This window comes from Microbacterium ginsengiterrae (assembly GCF_014205075.1).
GTDB lineage: Bacteria > Actinomycetota > Actinomycetes > Actinomycetales > Microbacteriaceae > Microbacterium > Microbacterium ginsengiterrae.
Window position 1 is genome coordinate 865,876 of the sequence record NZ_JACHMU010000001.1, and the last position, 17,769, is coordinate 883,644.

Sequence of the window (17,769 nt, forward strand, 5' to 3'; positions counted from 1 at the left end):
GGCTCCTCACCGCAGATCGTCAATGAGGAGGACTCCTGTGAGCCACGCTGATCCCATGAAGCTACCCGCGCCGGATCCCGCCGACATCGCCGGCCTCGATGCGCTCCTGTCAGATGATGAGAAGGAGATCCGCAGCGCTGTCCGCCAGACGCTCGACGCCATCGTCGACCCGCATATCGCGGAGTGGTTCGAAGCCGGCTCGATCCCCGACGTGCGCGGGCTGGCCAAAGAGCTCGGGTCTCTCGGCGTTCTTGGTATGCACCTTGAGGGGTACGGGTGCTCCGGGATGTCAGCGACCGCCTACGGGCTCGCTTGCCTCGAGATCGAGGCAAGCGACTCCGGCATCCGTTCCTTGGTCTCCGTGCAGGGCTCCCTCGCCATGTTCGCGATCTGGCGATGGGGTTCCGAAGAGCAGAAACAGGCCTGGCTACCGGGCATGGCAGCCGGGGAACTGATCGGATGCTTCGGCCTGACCGAACCGGACGTCGGTTCCGACCCCGCGAACCTCAGGACGCGGGCACGTCGCGACGGCGACGACTGGATCATCGACGGGCAGAAGATGTGGATCTCGAACGCACCCTTCGCAGACGTCGCCGTCATCTGGGCCCAGACGGACGAAGGCATCCGCGGGTTCATCGTCCCCCTCGACTCCCCCGGCATCACCGTTGCGGAGATCAAGCACAAGATGTCGCTTCGCGCCTCCGCCACCGGTGAGATCGCACTTGACGGCGTCCGTCTTCCCTCAGATGCCATGCTGCCCGACGCCCGCGGCCTGAAGGGTCCGTTGTCGTGCCTGAACGAAGCCCGGTACGGGATCGTCTGGGGCTCGCTGGGGGCAGCGCGAACGAGCATCGAGTCAGCGCGCCGCTACGCCATCGACCGGGAGCAGTTCGGCAAACCGATCGCCGGTTTCCAGCTCACGCAGCAGAAGCTCGTCGACATGTCGCTGGAGTACTCGAAGGGGTACCTGCTCGCGATGCACCTCGGACGCCGCAAGGACGCCGGGCAGCTCCGCCCCGAGCAGGTGAGTCTCGGCAAGCTGAACAATGTGCGTGAAGCCATCGAGATCTGCCGCACTGCGCGGACGATTCTCGGCGCCAATGGGATCTCGCTGGAGTTCCCCGTCATCCGACACCAGAACAACTTGGAATCAGTGCTCACCTACGAGGGGACCGTCGAGATGCACACCTTGATTCTGGGACAGGCGCTGACCGGTATCCCGGCATTCGCATGATCACTCGAACGTGAAGAAGGGCGGTGCGGACCATGGTCCGCACCGCCCTTCTTCACGTCTCAGAAGACGTCGTCCGACAGGTCGAGCAGCTCAGTGGTCGCCCCGGCGTCGAGCAGCTCCCGCTGCGCCTTCAGGAGGGGAAGCCGTTCCGCTGCGAACTGCCGCGCGGCCGCGATCTTCCCGGCGTAGAACGCACGGTCCGCACCGTCGAGGCCGTCGGCGCTCAGCCGCCCACGCGCCACCGACGACTGCCTGGCCAGCAACCATCCGATCAGCAGATCACCGTGCATGTCCAGCACCCTTGTCGTGTGCAGAGCCACGCGATGGATGCGCGCCGGCTCCTCCGCGCTGCCATCGGCCCATTCGCCCAGTCGAGCCACCGCTGAGCGCACGGCGTCGAGCGCGCCCGACAGAGCGGCGGCCATCTCCTGGTCTTCGGATGCCAGAGCTGCGGCGTCGTCTCCGATCTCGGTCATGAGTGCGCTCCATGCGCGACCCTCGTCGCGTCGGATCTTTCGGAAGAAGAAGTCGATCCCCTGGATCGTCGTCGTTCCTTCGTAGATGGTGTCGATCTTCGCGTCACGGATGTACTGCTCGATGGGATAGTCCTTGAGATACCCGGAGCCGCCGAAGATCTGGAGACTCTCCGCGAGGAGCGCGTACCCCTTCTCCGAGCAGAACCCCTTGACGATGGGCAGCAGCAGATCATTGCGCGCCACGGCCGCCGCAGGGTCATCACCGCCCTGCCGCGCGATCTCGATGTCATCCAACACCGTTCCCGCGAACACCATCAGCGCCCGCATCCCCTCGACGTAGTACTTCTGCACCATCAGCGACCGGCGCACATCGGCATGCTTGATGATGGGGATGTCCGGGGCGTCGCGCGTGCCCTTGCGAGCGAGATCGGCGCCCTGCAGGCGCGTCTTCGCGTATTCCAGCGCATTCAGATAAGCGGTGGATGCTGTCGCCATCGCTTTCGTGCCGACGAGCATGCGCGCATACTCCACAACCTCGAACATCTGCGCGATGCCGTTGTGCACATCACCGACCAGCCAACCGACGGCAGGCTGGTCGGCACCGAACGTCAGTTCGCACGTCACCGACGCCTTCAGCCCCATCTTGTTCTCGATCTTGGTCACCACCGCACCGTTGCGCGGGCCGAGTTCGCCGGTCTCGAGGTCCACGTGATACTTCGGCACCACGAAGAGGCTCAGCCCCTTCGTTCCGGGCCCTCCAGCGCCGGGCACGCCCACCGGACGCGCCAGCACGAAATGCACGATGTTCTCGGCAGCATCGTGCTCGGCGCTCGTGATGAAGCGCTTCACCCCTTCGATATGCCATGTCCCGTCCGGCTGCGGTAGCGCCTTGGTCCGCGCGGACCCGACAGCCGATCCCGCGTCGGGCTCGGTGAGCACCATGGTCGCGCCCCAGGCCCGCTCCGCCATCAGCTCGGCCATGCGACGCTGATCCTTGTTGCCCTGCCCATAGAGGATCTGGGCCTGGGGCCATCCCGCGGCATACAGGAAGATCGCCGGATTGGAACCGAGCGGGAACTCCGCCATCGCCCAGCGAAGGCTGGGCGGCACGGCGAGCCCGCCCAGCTCCGGCGCGACGTCCATGCGCCACCATTCAGCGTCGACGTAGCTCTCATAGGACTGCTTGAACGCCGCAGGCAGCGCAACCGATGACGTCGCAGGATCGAGCTCGATCACGCCGAGCTCGGTATCGCTGAACGAGGCCGCAAGTTTCGTTTCGGCCAGCTCTGCCGCAGCGAGGAGCATCTCCTCGGCCGTCTCCTGATCGAGATCGCTCCAGGCACCGACTCCCAGGACTGCTCCGCGTCCGAAGACTTCGAACAGGTTGAATCGGATGTCTCGGACGTTGCTCCGGTAATGACTCATGGTTCTCCAATGGTGATGTTCGGGGCCGGCCGAGGAGCTACTCCCGGGTTGCGCTCCGGCAATTGACGACGGATGATCTCGATGAGTGAAAGCGGATGATCCAGCAGAACGTGGTGGCCGCAGTCATCCACAGTCAGAACCTCGAGGCCTCCCAGTTGACTCGCCAGTGCCGCCGCTTCGTCATCGTCGAGCAACCCCCGGTCGCCGCGGACGATCACGACAGGGCAGCCGCGCAACGGCACGGCATCCTCGAAGACGACGCCGTCGTGCGTGAAGACGCGGGGGTCGAACTTCCAGCTCCAGCCCCCGCCGACCGCGACGATCGACTGCTGTGCGACGTGATCGATCACGAACGGCGAGCGCGGCGCGGAGCGGGGCATCAACCGGAACCTCGCGAGCGTCGATTCCCGATCGGGATGCACTCGACGCTGGATGTCGCGCGGCGTGCGCCATCCATCACCGATCGCCCGTCTCGGGAACTCCGAGTCCACGATGAGCGCTCTGGACAGCTCGTCCGCATGGTCCCGCACTGCGGCATAGGTGACGAGGCCTCCCATGGAGTGGCCGACGACAAGGGCACGCCCGCGGACATGTTCGCTGCGCAACACTGCAAGCAGTTCCAGTTTCCAGGTGTCGATGCGGTACTCGTCGCGCCAGCCGCTGTCACCATGCCCGGAGAGATCCAGCGCGATGACCCGGCAGTCGACCAGGAGCGGGCCGATGTGATCCCACCAGGCAGCGTGGGCAGCGCCGCCGTGCACGAGAACGACGGGAGAGCCGTCGCGTGGACCCCACATCCGCAGCGCGGTCTCGACTCCAGCGATTCGTACGACCGCTCGCTCTGGCGGGGTCGCGAGCGCGTCGAGGTACCAGCGCGGCGCTGTCGTCAGGGGCTCGGCCTTCCCGGCTTCTGTCGTCACGGTCGCTGTCCGGTCATCGTCCGTCTCGTGATCATCGATATCCCGCGCCATCAGTGGAGCATCGCCAATGAATAGGATCCGTGGGTCTGCTCGACGGAGCCCACACCGACCACCATCCGCGAACACAGCCACCTGTATTGTGGCGCATCCGTCTCGAAGACGAAGGCAGCACGGACGGGACCGGACCCGACCCCGTCGGGCCAATCCGCTCGTCCGCTGTACGTGATCTGCAGAGGAGCACCGTCGTCTGTACGCATGCTGATTCGAACATCGATGAACACGGTGCCATCGGGTCCCTGGAGCAACCAGTCGGCCGCAGACGTACCGTTCTGAGTGGCGCGGAGCAGAGGTCCGTCGATCGTCGCTCCGACGATCGGGCCCACCAGACGATGCCCCCTGCTTGCGTCGCCGCGGAACTCCACACGGGATAGCGGTGCACGGAAGGTACCGAACGGCTCGATTCGCAACGCAATGTCTCCTTCGACTCCGCACTGATGCTATATACACAAGCGCTTGGTAGGTATAGTATCCGAGCATATGAGATGGAGCAACACCCAACCCCCGCGTTACCGGGACCTTCCGATGGCGGACGGCACCGACATGCGGCATGCCTGGGACGTCTTCGGAAGGGCGGATCAGCTGGGCACACTGAACCTCCTGACACCCGAGCGACGCCAAGCGGCGACACGAAGCGTCCGCACGGGCGTCACATTCGGCCTCACGCTTCCTCTCGACGCCCTCACCACGCCGCCGTTCGGCCGCGTCGCACTGCAGCACGAGACGTACGCGGCGAACGACTTCAGCTGGGGAGACTCCGTCACGGCACTCGACACGCAGTCGTCTTCGCAGTGGGACGGACTCCTGCATGTCTCTCACAAGAGCCTCGGCTTCTACGGAGGGCGCAACGAGGGGACGCTCGCGACAACACCGCTCGGCATCGATGCGTGGGCGCGCACCGGGATCATCGGCCGCGGCATCCTCGTCGACGTCGCCCATCACTGGGGCACGACGGATGCGCTCGTCGGACGCGCACTGACTGCGGAACAACTGCATGAGATGCTTCACGCGCAGGGCACCGAGGTGCATCCGGGAGACATCCTCTGCCTGCGCTTCGGATGGATGGATGCGTACCGCGCGCTGGCGGATTCACGTCATGAGCAGTACATGGCTCGTCCGAGTTGCGATGGCGTGAGCGCGGTCGAGGGCACCGCTGAGGCACTCTGGAACATGCAAGTGGCCGCGCTGGTGGCTGACAACCCGACGGTCGAGTCACAGCCGGGAAGCCGGTCAGCCGGCTTCCTGCATCACCGATTGCTGACCATGCTGGGAATGCCGCTCGGAGAGCTGTTCGACCTGGATGCGCTCGCCGAACACTGTCGTGCGCACGGTACGTGGGATTTTCTCTTCACCTCCGTGCCCTGGAACCTGACGGGCGGCGTGGCATCGCCGGCGAACGCCGTCGCGGTGGTGTGAGCGGCGTGACCGAAGAAGGGAAACAAGAAACGATGCACGACGAGATGCGGGACCGCTGGGAGCTGCACGACCTCGCTCTGGCTTACGCCGAGGCCATCGATGCGAAGGATGCCGACGCAGTGGTGCGACTGTTCACCGATGATGCGCAGTTCCATGCGTATGACCGAGCGAACGGGAAGGCCAGCGGCTCCGACGAGATCCACACTCTGGTCGGCACGCTCCTCAGCGCGTTCTCCGCGACGATGCACCACGTGTCCGGCCCGCGCGTGGAATTCCTCGGCCCGCATAACGCGCGAGGGACCGTCTCGCTGACCGCGTGGCATGAATTCATCGAGGAGCGCCCGGACGGCATCCTCTGGGGACGCTATCTCGATGACTACGTCCGCGTCGACGGCCGCTGGCGCATCGCACGCCGGACGCTGACGGTCCACGGACACCAGGACTTCTCATTCCCGTGGATCGCTCCGGCGTGAGCCGCAGACCATCGCACACCATTCACGAAAGGCAGGCACCATGTCCGCAACTGCAACCGCGCGCCCGGTCGCGCTCATCTCCGGAGGCACCGGCGGCGTCGGCGATGCCGTGTCGACTCGCCTCGCCGCGGCCGGCTACGACATCGCGTTCACCTACAATTCCAACGCCGAGAAGGCCAGAGCGCTTGCCGAGCGACTTTCCTCTTCCGGAAGTCGAGTCCACGCCGACGCCGTCGACCTCTCTGACGCAGGTGCGGTCGACGCGTTCGTCGCCTCGGTCATCGAGACCTTCGAGCGCATCGACGTCGTCATCCACGCAAGCGGGCCATATGTGGAGCAGCGCTACGTCAGCACGTTCACCTCGGAGCAGTTCCGCCGGCACGTCGACCACGAACTCGTGGCGCTGTTCGAACTCGCCCGCACCACCCTCCCGCATCTGAGGGCCAGCGCCGGCTCACTCACCGCCGTCACCTCGGTCGGCGTGCGCCGCTTTCCTGCGAAGGACGCACTCTCGTCCGTCCCGAAAGGCGGCATGGAAGCGCTGATCCGCGCGATTGCGCTGGAAGAAGGACGCTTCGGTGTCCGCGCCAACGCGGTGGCCCCCGGCGTCCTCGGCGACGGGATGATGGGCATGCTCGCGAGCACCGGCGATGTTCCCGAGTTCCAGCGCACCTATCTCGAAGACACGATTCCGCTGCGCCGTCTCGGACTAGCGGATGACGTCGCTCAGGCTGTGTGCTTCCTGTCGTCGCCAGCGGCGTCGTACATCACCGGCCAAAGCCTGGACATCGACGGCGGCTACAGCCTCTGACACGCACCTCAGTCACCGACGCGCGTTGACGCCACCCATGAAGAGAGCTGCGATCTCCTCCGCGAGCTGCTCTGCACTGAGGCGACCCGCTGGATCGAACCAGCGGGTCGTACCGCTCACGGACGCCATAATCGTCCGGTAGACCACCTTCGCATCGAGCGCCGAGTCAAAAGCCCCTTCGCGCTGCCCCCGCTCGAGGACCTCGAGCCAGATGTTCTGGCACTCCTGCAACGCCTGCTCCATGAACGGGAACGAACGCGCCAGGTACGCCCAGTCACTGAGCATGATGCTCAGCGCATAGCGGCACTCGTCCAGAAGCGTGACCGAGTGCTCGATGAGTCCGCGAGCTGCCCGGGTCGCATCGGGTTCTGTCGCCGCGACATTCCGATAGCCGGCGAGCAGTTTCTCCCAGTATTCGCGCAGCAGTTCCTCCACCATCGATTCCTTCGATGTGAAGTGATGGTAGAGGCTTCCCGATTGGATGCCCGCTGCATCCGCCACATCGCGGATCGTCGTCACATGAAATCCGTTCTCGGCGAAAAGCCTTCCCGCGATCTGGACCAGCTCATCGCGGCGGCCGGATCCGGTTGCGCCGTTCCCCGAGGAACCGGCGCCCCTTCGCGTCTGCGTCTTCGGCATTGCTCCCCTTCTCGCACTCATTGAGTCTCAGTGCTGATTCCGTGCCCATCAATCTAACCGATGCGCGACGATCAAACGCTTGCTTGGAGTGAGACTTCGCCTTATTGTGGACCAAGCAACTGTTTGGTTGGGAGCAAAGGAACGCAATGACGTCGACCGTGAAGCTTGAACGCGACATCGAAGCCGCGCATCTGTTCGATGACTGGCTCGAGAAGGCGCGTGTCGCGCTGGAGACCCCGGACGTCGAGCGTTTCACCGCGCTCTTTGCGGACGACGGGTACTGGATGGACTACCTCGCGTTCACCTGGCGCTATCGGACTTTCCAGGGACACGAAGAGATCCGCGGCGCCGCCGAGCGGACCCTGGCTTCCCATGCGGTCCGATCGATCACCGTCTCCGCCGAGCGGGCTCGCCCACGACTCGCGCGACGGTCAGGGACGAACGTCCTCGAGGGCTTCTTCGACTTTGAGACCGTCGACGGCGCCGGCACCGCCTATGTGCGCCTTCGGTTGCACGACGACGGGACCGACCCGACGGTCTGGGTGCTACTCACCACTCTGCAGTCTGTACGCGGCTACACCGAGCGCACGGGGATCAACCGCCCCCGTGGTCGCGAAGAAGACGACGGCACAATGAATTGGCTGGATCGCCGCAACGCGGAGCAGGCTTTCGAGAACCGCGACCCCGAGGTCATCATCGTCGGCGGCGGGCACAGCGCACTGACGCTGGGAGCACGGCTGCGCCAGATGGGAGTGGACGCGCTCATCCTCGAGAAGAACCACCGTATCGGCGACAACTGGCGCAATCGCTATCACGCGCTGACACTCCACAACGAGGTGGCTACGAACACCCTCCCCTACATGCCGTACCCGACGACGTGGCCGTCGTTCCTGCCGAAGGACAAGCTCGCACAGTGGCTCGAGTCATACGCCGAGGCGATGGAGCTGAATGTGTGGACCGACTCGGAAGTCATCGGCGCGCACCGCGATGAGCAGACGAGTCGATGGACCGTGCGGATCCGGCGTGGCGACGGCAGCATCACAGAGCGGACGGCACCGCAAGTGGTCCTGTCAACCGGCGGCCATAGCGGTGTTCCGAAGCTGCCACAGATCCCGGGCCTTGAGGACTTCGCCGGGAGGGCCTTCCACTCCAGCGCCTACCACTCGGCGACCGAGCACGTCGGGGAGAACGTCGTCGTCATCGGCGCCGGAAGCAGCGCACACGACATCGCGAAGGATCTCTACGAGAACGGCGCGGGTTCGGTCACGATGATCCAGCGCAATCCGAGCGCGGTGATCAGCCTCGACCCGTGCGGCACCATGGTGTACTCAGCCTATTCGGACGACCTCGATCCGGCCGATGTCGACTTCGTTCAGGCTGCCACCCCATATCCGATCCTCAAGTCCACCTACCAGTGGTTGACGAAGAAGACGTGCGATCTGGACCGCGATCTCATCGAAGGCCTCGAAGCGGCGGGCTTCCGCACTGACTTCGAGCCCGATCACACCGGCTTCCACATGAAGTACCTACGCAAGGGCGGCGGTTACTACATCAACGCCGGATGCTCGGAACTCATCATCGACGGCAAGATCGGTATCCGCCAAGCTGCCGATCTTGACCGCATCGAAGCAGGCGGCCTCCGCATGCGCGACGGCTCCCTCCTTCCCGCAGACACGCTCGTGCTCGCGTCCGGATATGAGAACCAGCAGGAGGGTGTGCGCCAACTGTTCGGCGACGAAGTCGCCGAACGCGTCGGTTCGATCTGGGGATTCGACGAGAACTACATCATGCGTAACATGTGGGTGCGCACGGCACAGGACGGCTTCTGGGTGATGGGCGGCTCTCTGATGGAGGCGCGTCTGTACTCGACATACCTCGCAGTCCAGATCCGGGCGGATCTGCTCGGGATCCTTCCGAGCGAGGGCCTCGCCTGACCTTGTAAACCGCTTCAACTTGGAGGTAGCACGTGCAGGACATCTCATTGCAGGGGCAGGTCGCGATCGTCACCGGAGCCGGTGGGGGCCTCGGCCGCAGCTATGCGCTCGCGCTCGCTGACGCCGGGGCGGCCGTGCTCGTGAACGACACAGGCGGCGCACTCGACGGTCAGGGCGGGGAGCGGGGAGCAGCACAGTCCGTGGTCGACGAGATCGTCTCCCGCGGCGGGCGCGCGGTTGCCAACACCGATTCGGTGGCAAGCCCGGACGGCGGTGAGTCCATCGTCTCGCAGGCGATCGCTGAGCTCGGCGGCGTCGACATCGTCGTCAACAATGCCGGCATCCTGCGTGATCGGAGCATGGGGAAGATCGACTGGGACGACTTCCAGAGCGTGCACGATGTACACCTGCGAGGCTCGGCGCACGTCAGCCAGCCGGCGTTCCGGCACATGCGTGAGCAGCGTCACGGGCGCTTCATCTTCATCGGCTCCAGCGCGGGCACCTTCGGCAACTTCGGTCAGGCCGCGTACGGCTCCGCGAAGGGCGGCATAATGAGCCTCTCCGGCATCGTCGCGATCGAGGGCGAGCGCCACGGCATCCTCAGCAATGTCGTATGCCCGATAGCCCGCACACGCATGACGGACAGCATGCTCGACGATGCGCTCGATCTGGACCCCGACCATGTCTCACCGCTGATCGTCTATCTCGCCAGTCGTGGGAATGCGGAGACGCACCAGGTCTTCTCTGCTGGAGGCGGACGGTTCTCCCGCGTGTTCGTTGGCCTGACGGACGGCTGGTTCACCGACTCTGCACGCACCACCGCGAACGACATCGCCGAGCACATGGGCGACATCCTCAGCACCGAGCAGTTCTCGGTTCCCGCGAACGCTGCAGACGAGATCACCGCGCTGGCCAAGCGGCTCGAGAACCACACCGCCACCGGCGGCCGCTGACACCGGACGAAGATCTCCACGGTCGCGTCCGCTCTGCGTGGGCGCAATCGTGGAGATCTCCTGCTTTACGGATGCGTTCAGCGCATGCCGACGAGCGCCACCTTCTCGCGGGGAGACATCAGCCCGCCGCCTCCTCCGGACGCTCCTGCACCTCGACCGCGGCGGTGTCGGGGACGTACTCCTCGATGTGCCGCTCGTCGGGTCCGTTGTACGCCGAGAGCGGGCGGATCAGTGCGTTCGATGCCTGCTGCTCGAGGATGTGCGCAGTCCATCCCGTGATCCGTGCGGCGATGAACAACGGCGTGAAGGTGAGTGTGTCGTACCCGATGAGGTTGTACGCCGGGCCGGACGGATAGTCGAGGTTCGGATAGATCCCCTTGCGCGAGACGAACTCGTTCTCGAGCGTCTCGTACAGCTCGGCGACATCCGGCCGGTCGTAGTGCGCGACGAGTGTGTCGAGCGCGGCCTTCATTGTCGGCACGCGCGAGTCGCCGCGCTTGTAGACGCGGTGGCCGAATCCCATGATCTTGCGCTTCTCGGCGAGCGCGGCATCCAGCCAGTCGGAGACGGCGGAGGCCGACCCGATCTCGTCGAAGATGTGCATGACGGCCTCGTTCGCCCCGCCGTGCAGCGGGCCCTTCAGCGCGCCGATCGCTCCGACGACGGCCGAGTAGAGGTCGCTCAGCGTCGAGGTGATGACGCGCGCCGTGAAGGTCGAGGCGTTGAAGGAGTGCTCGGCGTAGAGGATCATCGATCGGTTGAAGGCATCGACGACCACGGGTGCGGCCTCCTCACCGAAGGTCAGCCAGAGGAAGTTCGCGGCGTAGTCGAGATCGTCACGGGACTCGACGATCTCCTCACCACGGCGGCGACGCTGACCGTACGACACGATCGCCGGCAGCACGGCGAACAGCTTCAGACTGCGTTCGAGGTTCTCCTCCGGCGTGCCGACGGCGTCGAGCACGTTGCCGATGCCGGCCGTCTCGACAGCCCCGATCACGCTGACGGCCGTGCGCACCTCGTCCATGGGGTGGGAGTCCAGCGGCAGGCGGTCGATCGCCTCCTTCACCTCGGGTGGCATCGCTCGGTGAGCGCGCTCCGTCGCCCGGAACTCGTCGAGCTGGGCGTCGGTGGGCAGCTCGCCGTGCCACAGGAGGTACGCGACGGCCTCGAACGGCTGCGTCGCGGCGAGCTCCTGCACGGGGTACCCGCGGTAGAGCAGGCTGTTCGTCTCCGGGTTGACCTTGCTGATCGCCGTCTCGTCGGCGACGACGCCGGCCAGGCCCTTCTTGATGTCGGTCATGCTCACTCCTTCGTGATGGTGAAGTTGAAGACCCCGGAGTCGAAGTGGTTGTACGACTCGTAGTCGATCAGGTCGTAGAGATCGGCGCGGTGCTGCATCTCGCCGAGCTTCCCCGTCAGGTGCCCTTCCTCGACCAGGGTATCGAGCGCACGACCGGTGGCACCCATCGCGATCCGGAGCATCGACACCGGCCAGATGACGATGTTGACGCCGACGCTTCGCAACTGCTCGACCGAGAACAGGTCGCTCTTGCCGAACTCCGTCATGTTCGACAGGATCGGCACGTCGACGGCCTCGCGGATCGCCGCGAACTCCTCCAGCGACCGCATCGCCTCGGGGAAGATCGCGTCGGCGCCGGCATCCACCAGAGCCTTCGCGCGGTGCTTCGCGGCCTCGAGCCCGTCCACGGCGGCGATGTCGGTGCGCGCCATGATGAGGAAGTTCTCGTCACGTCGTGCATCGACGGCCGCCCGGATGCGCTTGATCGCGGTGTGCTCGTCGACGACCGCCTTGCCGTCGAGATGACCGCAGCGCTTCGGATTGACCTGGTCCTCGATGTGGGCGCCGGCGAGTCCGGCATCCTCGAGGGTCTGGATGGTGCGCGCGACGTTCATCGGCTCACCGAACCCGGTGTCGGCGTCGATGATGGCCGGCAGCTCGGTCATGCGTGCGATCTGCTGACCACGACCGGCGACCTCGGTGAGCGTCGTCAGCCCGATGTCGGGCAGCCCGAGGTCGGCGGAGAGCACGGCACCCGAGATGTAGACGCCATCGAACCCCTTCTGCTCGATGAGGCGGGCGCTCAGCGGGTTGAACGCACCGGGGAAGCGCAGCAGCTCCCCACTGGCCAGTCGCTCACGGAACAGGCGACGCTTCTCGGCGGGCGCGGTGTGCGAGTACAGCATCAGAACAGTCCCGTCGTGGTGGGGGCGGATGCCACGACGCCGGGCCGCGCGATGATCGACAGCTCGGCGACCTCCGCCGCCGTCAGCTCGGGCAGCCGCTGCACGAGGGAGAGGAAGCGCTCGATCTCGGCCTGCTCGAGCACGGGCTCCGCGAGCAGACGGAACTTCGCGATGTAGTTCTCGCGCGCGAACGGCCGGGCTCCGAGCGGGTGAGCATCGGCGACCGCGATCTCGTCGACGAGCGTCGTGCCGTCGGTGAAGGTGATCTCGGCCCGCCCGCCGAACGCCTTCTCGCTGATGTCCTCGGAGTGGTAGCGGCGCGTCCACTCGGGGTCCTCGAGCGTCGTCACGCGGTTCCACAGTGCGACCGTGTCGGGGCGGGCGGCACGCGACGGCGCATACGAGTCGACGTGGTGCCAGGTGCCGTCCTGCAGGGCGACGGTGAAGATGTACGGGATCGAGTGATCGAGGGTCTCGCGCGACGCGGTCGGGTCGTACTTCTGCGGGTCGTTCGCACCCGAGCCGATGACGTAGTGCGTGTGGTGCGAGGTGTGCAGCACGACGGACTCGATCTTCGAGGTGTCGATCCCGGAGTTGTGCAGCTTGCGCGCAAGGTCGATCCACGCCTGCGCCTGGTACTCGGCCGAGTGCTCCTTCGTGTAGGAGTCGAGGATGGCGCGCTTGGACTCGCCGGCGGCGGGGAGCGGCACCTCGTACGCGGCATCCTTGCCGTCCAGCATCCAGGCGATAACGCCGTCCTCGCCTTCGTAGATCGGAGAAGGGCTGGTCTGGCCGCGCATCGCACGATCGACCGCTTCGACGGCCATCTTCCCGGCGAAGGCTGGTGCGTGCGCCTTCCAGGTCGAGATCTCGCCCTTGCGACTCTGACGCGTCGCGGTGGTGGTGTGCAGCGCCTGACCGACCGCCTGGTAGATGGTCTCGGCGTCGAGGCCGAGCAGGGTGCCGATACCGGCGGCGGCCGAGGGTCCGAGGTGGGCGACGTGATCGATCTTGTGCTTGTGGAGGCAGATCGCCTTGACGAGGTCGACCTGGATCTCGTACCCGGTGGCAAGTCCGCGCACGAGAGCGCGGCCGTCGCTGCCGACGTGCTGGGCGACGGCGAGGATCGGCGGGATGTTGTCGCCGGGGTGCGAGTACTCCGCCGCGAGGAAGGTGTCGTGGTAGTCCAGCTCGCGTACCGCCACACCGTTGGCCCACGCCGCCCACTCCGGGCTCGTGCGGGTCTCGAGGGGTGCGCCGAACACCGTCGCGCCGGCACCGCCACGGGAGACGGGGTGGCTGAAGGCCTGATCGCGTGCGGCGACGATCGGCGCACGCGTGAGGGATGCCGCCGCCACCGACGCGTTGTCGATGATGCGGTTGATGATCATGTCGACGACGTCCTGATCGACCTCGACCTCGTCGGTGGCGACCTCGGCGATCTTCCAGGCGAGCTGCTCCTCGCGGAGCAGCTCCTCTTCGCTCTTGTAGACGCGGACGTGATGGGTGACGGTCATGAGGATCCTTCGTTGTCGGACGGGAGGGAGTCGAGGATGCTGGAGAGCGCGTTGCGCAGGTGCACGTGGGTGGCGTGCGCGGCCAGATCTCCGTCGCGCTCGGCGAGGGCCTCGGCGATCAGCCGGTGCTCGGCGACGGAGGCGGCCAACCGCGCCCGGTTGTCGCGGGACATCCGGCGAACCCGCACGAGATGCGTGCGGACCGTGCGCAGTGCGGAGGAGATGTAGTCGTTGTCGACGGCGGCGTCGACGGCCTGATCGAACCGGGCGATCAGTGCGTAGTAATCGTCCCGCCCCGTCGCGGCATCGAGGGATGCACCGGCGGTGGCGAACTCCGCCGCAAGCCCGGCGAACAGGTCTGCGTCGCCCCGCACGGCGGCGAGGCGCGCGGCGGACTCCTCCAGCGCACGGCGGATCTCGAACAGCGAGCGGATGTCGTCGGCGTCGATGCCGGTGACGACGGTGACGCGCGGCGACTGCTGAGCGACGAGCCCCTCGGCGCTCAGCTGCTGCAGGGCCTCGCGCAACGGAGTGCGGCTGACACCGAGCCGGGCGGCCTGCTCGACCTCTGCGAGGACGGTGCCCGGTGCGAGGGCTCCGGACTGGATCTCCTCGAGGAGCGTCGCGTACGCGCGGTCACTCGCCCTGGTGCGCTCAACAGTCGTGCTCACACCGCCAGTGTATACACAAGCCAGCGAGAACGCGACCGATGCCGACCGAGTTTGCCTGAGCGTATACAAAACCCGGGCCGGACGCCGCGCTCACCCCGCGTCGGTCACGCCCTCATAAAGACCGATCATGTTGCCGTCCGGGTCGGCGATGACGGCCCACCAGCTCGTCTCGCTGATGGGCTGCTTGTCCATGGCCACGGTCGCGCCATGCTGGACGGCGGCGGCGACGGTGTCGTCGATCGAATCGACCTCGACGTAGGACCGCGGCTGAGTGAACCCGTCGCCGCGAGGAGCGAGCCCCCCTCCGCTGATCCGATTCGGGGCCTGCCACATGGGGTAGCCCTCGAAGCCCGGCACCTCGGCGATCTGCCAGCCGAACAGGGTCGAGTAGAACGCCGTCGCCCTGCCCATGTCACTGACCGGGATGTCGATGTGCGTGATGTCACCGTGTGCCATGCCGAACTCCTCTCGAGCCCCCGCCGGCGCCGCCGGAACGCCGACAGGAGCAGTCTGATCCCGTCGGCGCGGCATATCAAGGGGTCTCCGCAGCGCCCTCCGCCTCGACGGCGAGGGAGGGATCGCCCGCCCGCGAGGCCACCGGCTCGCCGAGCTTCACCACGACGACGCCGGAGAGCACGAGCGCTGCACCGAGACCCTGCACCGCGTTCGGCAGCTGGCCGAGCAGGAGCCACCCGAACAGGAGCGCCGCCACGACCTCGGCGAGCGCGATGAACGAGGCCAGACGCGAGCCGAGCAGCCTGGTCGACGCGATGCCGAGCACGTAGGCCAGCGCCGTGGCGATGAGGCCGATGGCGAGCACCGGCACGAACCACGGCACGACACCGAAGCGATAAACGACGTCATCGGTGTTCCATGCGATCGGGACGACGCCGACGAGCCCGGCGGCGGTGAGGCCGACCGCGCCGATGAGGAGTCCGGCACCGGCCAGCGCGATCGGCGGCATGCCGGTGTCATCCTTGCCGGACAGGAGGAAGTACGCCGCAGCGCCGATCATCGCACCGAACGCCCACAGGATCCCACCGAGGTCCACGCTGCGTCCGGAGAGGACGTCGAGCATGAGCACCAGTCCGACGAATGCGATCGCAGCACCGACCACGCTGCGCCCGGTGGGCCTCTCGCCACGACGCACCCACAGCCACAGGACGACCGCGATCGGGGCCGTGTACTCGATGAGGAGGGCGAGCCCGACATCCATGACGGCGACCGCCTGGAAATAGAACAGCTGCGTCGCCGTCACGGCGAGCAGGCCGTAGGCGATGATCGTGCCGACGTTGCGGCGCAGCAGATGCCAGCGACCGCGCAGCGCGACGATCGTGGGGACGAGAAGGACGAGCGCCGCCACCCAGATGCGGACGGTGACCGCCGCACCCGGCGTCCAGCCCGCATCGATGAGCCCTCGCGCCCACGCGCCGGACATCCCGAAGGCGAGCGCCGCACCGATCGCGAGAGGGAGCCCGAGACGCAGCCCCGATCGCACCGCGCTGTCATTCGTCAAAGTCGCCATGATCGATGACATTAGCGACGCGGGAGGTAAGGTGTCAACATGCTGTTCACAGATGACACGGTCGAGGCTCTCCGCGCCGCCGTCCACCTGATCAACACCGCGGAGGGCCCGGACGCCCTGGAGACCCCCGACGACCTCGAGGCGTTCCTCGACACCTTCCCCTACACCGGTCGCATCGACCGCGACGCGGAGGAGCTGCGGACACTGCGTGCCCTGCGGCCGCAACTGCGAGCGATGCTGCTCGCCCCCAGAGACGACATGGTCGAGGAGGTCAACCGCGCCCTGCGCGAGGTGACCCTCGACGCGCGTCTCGTGCGGCACGACGACGCGGACTGGCATCTGCACGCCGTCTCCGACGACCGGCCGCTCGCCGAACGCATCCTCGCCGAGACGGCGATGGCCGCCATCGACGTCATCCGCGCAGACGAGGGCAGCCGTCTGGCCGTCTGCGCCGACGACGACTGCGACGGGGTCGTGCTTGATCTGTCGCGCAACCGGTCGCGGCGGTACTGTTCGACGGCGTGCACGAATCGGAACGCCGTGGCCGCGTACCGCGCTCGGCGGCGCTGAGGATCCGGCTTCGACTGCGTCGCTGCGCGACTCCGCTCAGCCCGTTTCGTCTCGCTCCGCTCGCTCAACGCCCCGCGTGAGGTTCGCTCGCTCAACGACCCGTGTGGGGCCCGCTCGCTCAACGCCCCGCGTGAGGAGAGGCCGGCTTCGACTGCGTCGCTGCGCGACTCCGCTCAGCCCGTTTCGTCTCGCTCCGCTCGCTCAACGCCCCGCATGAGGTTGGCTCCCTCGAGGACCCGCGCTCCGGTGGCGGGTCGTTGAGCGGAGGCGGCATCGCCGCCGGAGACGAAACGGACTGAGCGAGCGGAGCGAGTCGAAGTCCCGACGCGGTCGTCAGCCCGCCCGGTAGCCGGTGTGGTCCGGGTTCGGCGCGAGCTTCCACCCGTCGCCGTCGGCAACGACGAGGTTCTTCATGCCGCCGGCCTCGGCGATGATCCCGTAGTCCTGGCCGGCGTCGGCGGCGTAGCAGAACAGGGTGACGAACGGCTCGTCGCCGACGTTCACGCTGCGGTGGATCCAGTGGCCCGGCACGTCGACCGCCTTTCCGGGGGTGAGCTCGATCGCCGAGCTCTGACCGTCGACGGTCTCCAGCAGCATGACGCCGCGGCCGCTGAGGCAGTAGTACAGCTCAGCACGGTCGGCGACGGCGTGCAGGTGCCCTCGGGTGACGGCGAACTCCTCGCCGTACCGACCCGGCAGAAGCGTGCTCGTGCCGACGATGAGAGCGCCGGGGCCCTCCTGGTAGCGGTGGTCGTCGACGCTGTAGATGAGTTCGTCCGCACCGCGCTCGGCCACGGCATCCTGCCAGGCCTGCTCATCGCGGTACACACCACTCATGTCGCCGAGGAACTTCTCGTAGCGCCGCGAGCGTCCCTCGATCGGTCCCTGCGGGGAGATCTCCAGCAGGGTGGGGACGTCAACGATGGATGCGGTGGTCACG

Annotated in this window: 18 protein-coding genes; 7 read left to right on the forward strand and 11 right to left on the reverse strand. The window is 66.6% G+C overall.

Going from position 1 to position 17,769, the window contains the following annotated elements; translation table 11 throughout:
• Positions 1–55 precede the first annotated feature (55 nt).
• Positions 56–1,234 (forward strand): acyl-CoA dehydrogenase family protein, encoded by a 1,179-nt coding sequence (locus HD600_RS04325; RefSeq protein WP_184281761.1) that lies wholly within the window; start codon positions 56–58, stop codon positions 1,232–1,234.
• 59 nt (positions 1,235–1,293) lie between these two features.
• On the opposite strand, the gene HD600_RS04330 is transcribed toward HD600_RS04325, so the two are convergent.
• The 3 genes from HD600_RS04330 to HD600_RS15245 are packed head-to-tail and all read right to left on the reverse strand — an operon-like array spanning position 1,294 to position 4,522.
• Complete coding sequence (locus HD600_RS04330) at positions 1,294–3,135, reverse strand: acyl-CoA dehydrogenase (RefSeq protein WP_144793079.1); 1,842 nt, start codon at positions 3,133–3,135, stop codon at positions 1,294–1,296.
• Positions 3,132–4,106 carry an alpha/beta fold hydrolase gene (locus HD600_RS04335; RefSeq protein ID WP_144793081.1) on the reverse strand — a complete coding sequence of 325 codons (975 nt, stop codon included), beginning with the start codon at positions 4,104–4,106 and terminating at the stop codon, positions 3,132–3,134. Before HD600_RS04335 ends, HD600_RS04330 begins: the two co-directional genes overlap by 4 nt.
• On the reverse strand, positions 4,106–4,522 hold the full coding sequence (locus HD600_RS15245) for a DUF3237 domain-containing protein (protein WP_184281763.1): 417 nt from the start codon (positions 4,520–4,522) through the stop codon (positions 4,106–4,108). Before HD600_RS15245 ends, HD600_RS04335 begins: the two co-directional genes overlap by 1 nt.
• Positions 4,523–4,637: 115 nt before the next feature.
• Between HD600_RS15245 and HD600_RS04345 the strand changes: the two genes are divergently transcribed.
• Genes HD600_RS04345 through HD600_RS04355 form a run of 3 tightly spaced genes read left to right on the forward strand, consistent with a single transcriptional unit; the run spans position 4,638 to position 6,812 of the window.
• On the forward strand, positions 4,638–5,528 hold the full coding sequence (locus tag HD600_RS04345) for a cyclase family protein (RefSeq protein WP_184281765.1): 891 nt from the start codon (positions 4,638–4,640) through the stop codon (positions 5,526–5,528).
• A gap of 32 nt (positions 5,529–5,560) precedes the next feature.
• The gene (locus HD600_RS04350; protein ID WP_144793087.1) at positions 5,561–6,001 is read left to right on the forward strand and encodes a nuclear transport factor 2 family protein; all 441 of its coding nucleotides are present in this window, start codon (positions 5,561–5,563) and stop codon (positions 5,999–6,001) included.
• 40 nt (positions 6,002–6,041) lie between these two features.
• Positions 6,042–6,812 (forward strand): SDR family NAD(P)-dependent oxidoreductase, encoded by a 771-nt coding sequence (locus tag HD600_RS04355; RefSeq protein WP_144793090.1) that lies wholly within the window; start codon positions 6,042–6,044, stop codon positions 6,810–6,812.
• A gap of 12 nt (positions 6,813–6,824) precedes the next feature.
• On the opposite strand, the gene HD600_RS04360 is transcribed toward HD600_RS04355, so the two are convergent.
• Positions 6,825–7,451 carry a TetR/AcrR family transcriptional regulator gene (locus HD600_RS04360; protein WP_184281767.1) on the reverse strand — a complete coding sequence of 209 codons (627 nt, stop codon included), beginning with the start codon at positions 7,449–7,451 and terminating at the stop codon, positions 6,825–6,827.
• Between the two features lie 146 nt (positions 7,452–7,597).
• Here HD600_RS04360 and HD600_RS04365 point away from each other — a divergent pair, with 146 nt between their 5' ends.
• Complete coding sequence (locus HD600_RS04365; RefSeq protein ID WP_144793096.1) at positions 7,598–9,385, forward strand: flavin-containing monooxygenase; 1,788 nt, start codon at positions 7,598–7,600, stop codon at positions 9,383–9,385.
• Positions 9,386–9,417: 32 nt separating this feature from the next.
• Positions 9,418–10,338: an SDR family NAD(P)-dependent oxidoreductase gene (locus tag HD600_RS04370; RefSeq protein ID WP_206705681.1), complete on the forward strand. Its 921-nt coding sequence runs from the start codon at positions 9,418–9,420 to the stop codon at positions 10,336–10,338.
• A 118-nt stretch (positions 10,339–10,456) separates the two neighbouring features.
• Here the strand turns inward: HD600_RS04370 and HD600_RS04375 are convergent, their stop codons facing one another.
• The 6 genes from HD600_RS04375 to HD600_RS04400 all read right to left on the reverse strand — a co-directional run bounded on the left by HD600_RS04375 (position 10,457) and on the right by HD600_RS04400 (position 16,259).
• Positions 10,457–11,641, reverse strand: a complete 1,185-nt coding sequence (locus tag HD600_RS04375) for a bifunctional 2-methylcitrate synthase/citrate synthase (RefSeq protein WP_206705682.1) — start codon at positions 11,639–11,641, stop codon at positions 10,457–10,459.
• Positions 11,642–11,643: 2 nt separating this feature from the next.
• Positions 11,644–12,546 (reverse strand): methylisocitrate lyase, encoded by a 903-nt coding sequence (gene prpB, locus HD600_RS04380; protein ID WP_144793102.1) that lies wholly within the window; start codon positions 12,544–12,546, stop codon positions 11,644–11,646.
• On the reverse strand, positions 12,546–14,063 hold the full coding sequence (locus HD600_RS04385) for an MmgE/PrpD family protein (protein ID WP_184281769.1): 1,518 nt from the start codon (positions 14,061–14,063) through the stop codon (positions 12,546–12,548). The genes prpB and HD600_RS04385 overlap by 1 nt, the downstream gene beginning before the upstream one ends.
• Positions 14,060–14,734 (reverse strand): GntR family transcriptional regulator, encoded by a 675-nt coding sequence (locus HD600_RS04390; protein WP_144793108.1) that lies wholly within the window; start codon positions 14,732–14,734, stop codon positions 14,060–14,062. The genes HD600_RS04385 and HD600_RS04390 overlap by 4 nt, the downstream gene beginning before the upstream one ends.
• A 90-nt stretch (positions 14,735–14,824) precedes the next feature.
• A complete protein-coding gene (locus tag HD600_RS04395; protein WP_144793111.1) occupies positions 14,825–15,190 on the reverse strand; it encodes a VOC family protein in 366 nt (121 codons plus the stop codon).
• A 76-nt stretch (positions 15,191–15,266) separates the two neighbouring features.
• A complete protein-coding gene (locus tag HD600_RS04400) occupies positions 15,267–16,259 on the reverse strand; it encodes an EamA family transporter (protein WP_144793114.1) in 993 nt (330 codons plus the stop codon).
• 39 nt (positions 16,260–16,298) lie between these two features.
• Between HD600_RS04400 and HD600_RS04405 the strand changes: the two genes are divergently transcribed.
• Positions 16,299–16,829 (forward strand): CGNR zinc finger domain-containing protein, encoded by a 531-nt coding sequence (locus HD600_RS04405; RefSeq protein ID WP_144793117.1) that lies wholly within the window; start codon positions 16,299–16,301, stop codon positions 16,827–16,829.
• 333 nt (positions 16,830–17,162) lie between these two features.
• On the opposite strand, the gene HD600_RS04410 is transcribed toward HD600_RS04405, so the two are convergent.
• On the reverse strand, positions 17,163–17,768 hold the full coding sequence (locus tag HD600_RS04410) for a glucose-6-phosphate isomerase family protein (RefSeq protein WP_144793120.1): 606 nt from the start codon (positions 17,766–17,768) through the stop codon (positions 17,163–17,165).
• Between the last annotated feature and the right edge of the window lies 1 nt (position 17,769).

Excerpts from the sequence above, each read along its gene's own strand:
- HD600_RS04325 (WP_184281761.1), top strand. The coding sequence starts at position 56 with ATGAAGCTACCCGCGCCGGATCCCGCCGACATCGCCGGCCTCGATGCG.
- HD600_RS04330 (WP_144793079.1), bottom strand. The coding sequence starts at position 3,135 with ATGAGTCATTACCGGAGCAACGTCCGAGACATCCGATTCAACCTGTTC.
- HD600_RS04335 (WP_144793081.1), bottom strand. The coding sequence starts at position 4,106 with ATGGCGCGGGATATCGATGATCACGAGACGGACGATGACCGGACAGCG.
- HD600_RS04345 (WP_184281765.1), top strand. The coding sequence starts at position 4,638 with ATGGCGGACGGCACCGACATGCGGCATGCCTGGGACGTCTTCGGAAGG.
- HD600_RS04350 (WP_144793087.1), top strand. The coding sequence starts at position 5,561 with ATGCACGACGAGATGCGGGACCGCTGGGAGCTGCACGACCTCGCTCTG.
- HD600_RS04355 (WP_144793090.1), top strand. The coding sequence starts at position 6,042 with ATGTCCGCAACTGCAACCGCGCGCCCGGTCGCGCTCATCTCCGGAGGC.
- HD600_RS04360 (WP_184281767.1), bottom strand. The coding sequence starts at position 7,451 with ATGCCGAAGACGCAGACGCGAAGGGGCGCCGGTTCCTCGGGGAACGGC.
- HD600_RS04365 (WP_144793096.1), top strand. The coding sequence starts at position 7,598 with ATGACGTCGACCGTGAAGCTTGAACGCGACATCGAAGCCGCGCATCTG.
- HD600_RS04375 (WP_206705682.1), bottom strand. The coding sequence starts at position 11,641 with ATGACCGACATCAAGAAGGGCCTGGCCGGCGTCGTCGCCGACGAGACG.
- prpB (WP_144793102.1), bottom strand. The coding sequence starts at position 12,546 with ATGCTGTACTCGCACACCGCGCCCGCCGAGAAGCGTCGCCTGTTCCGT.
- HD600_RS04385 (WP_184281769.1), bottom strand. The coding sequence starts at position 14,063 with ATGACCGTCACCCATCACGTCCGCGTCTACAAGAGCGAAGAGGAGCTG.
- HD600_RS04395 (WP_144793111.1), bottom strand. The coding sequence starts at position 15,190 with ATGGCACACGGTGACATCACGCACATCGACATCCCGGTCAGTGACATG.
- HD600_RS04400 (WP_144793114.1), bottom strand. The coding sequence starts at position 16,259 with ATGGCGACTTTGACGAATGACAGCGCGGTGCGATCGGGGCTGCGTCTC.
- HD600_RS04405 (WP_144793117.1), top strand. The coding sequence starts at position 16,299 with ATGCTGTTCACAGATGACACGGTCGAGGCTCTCCGCGCCGCCGTCCAC.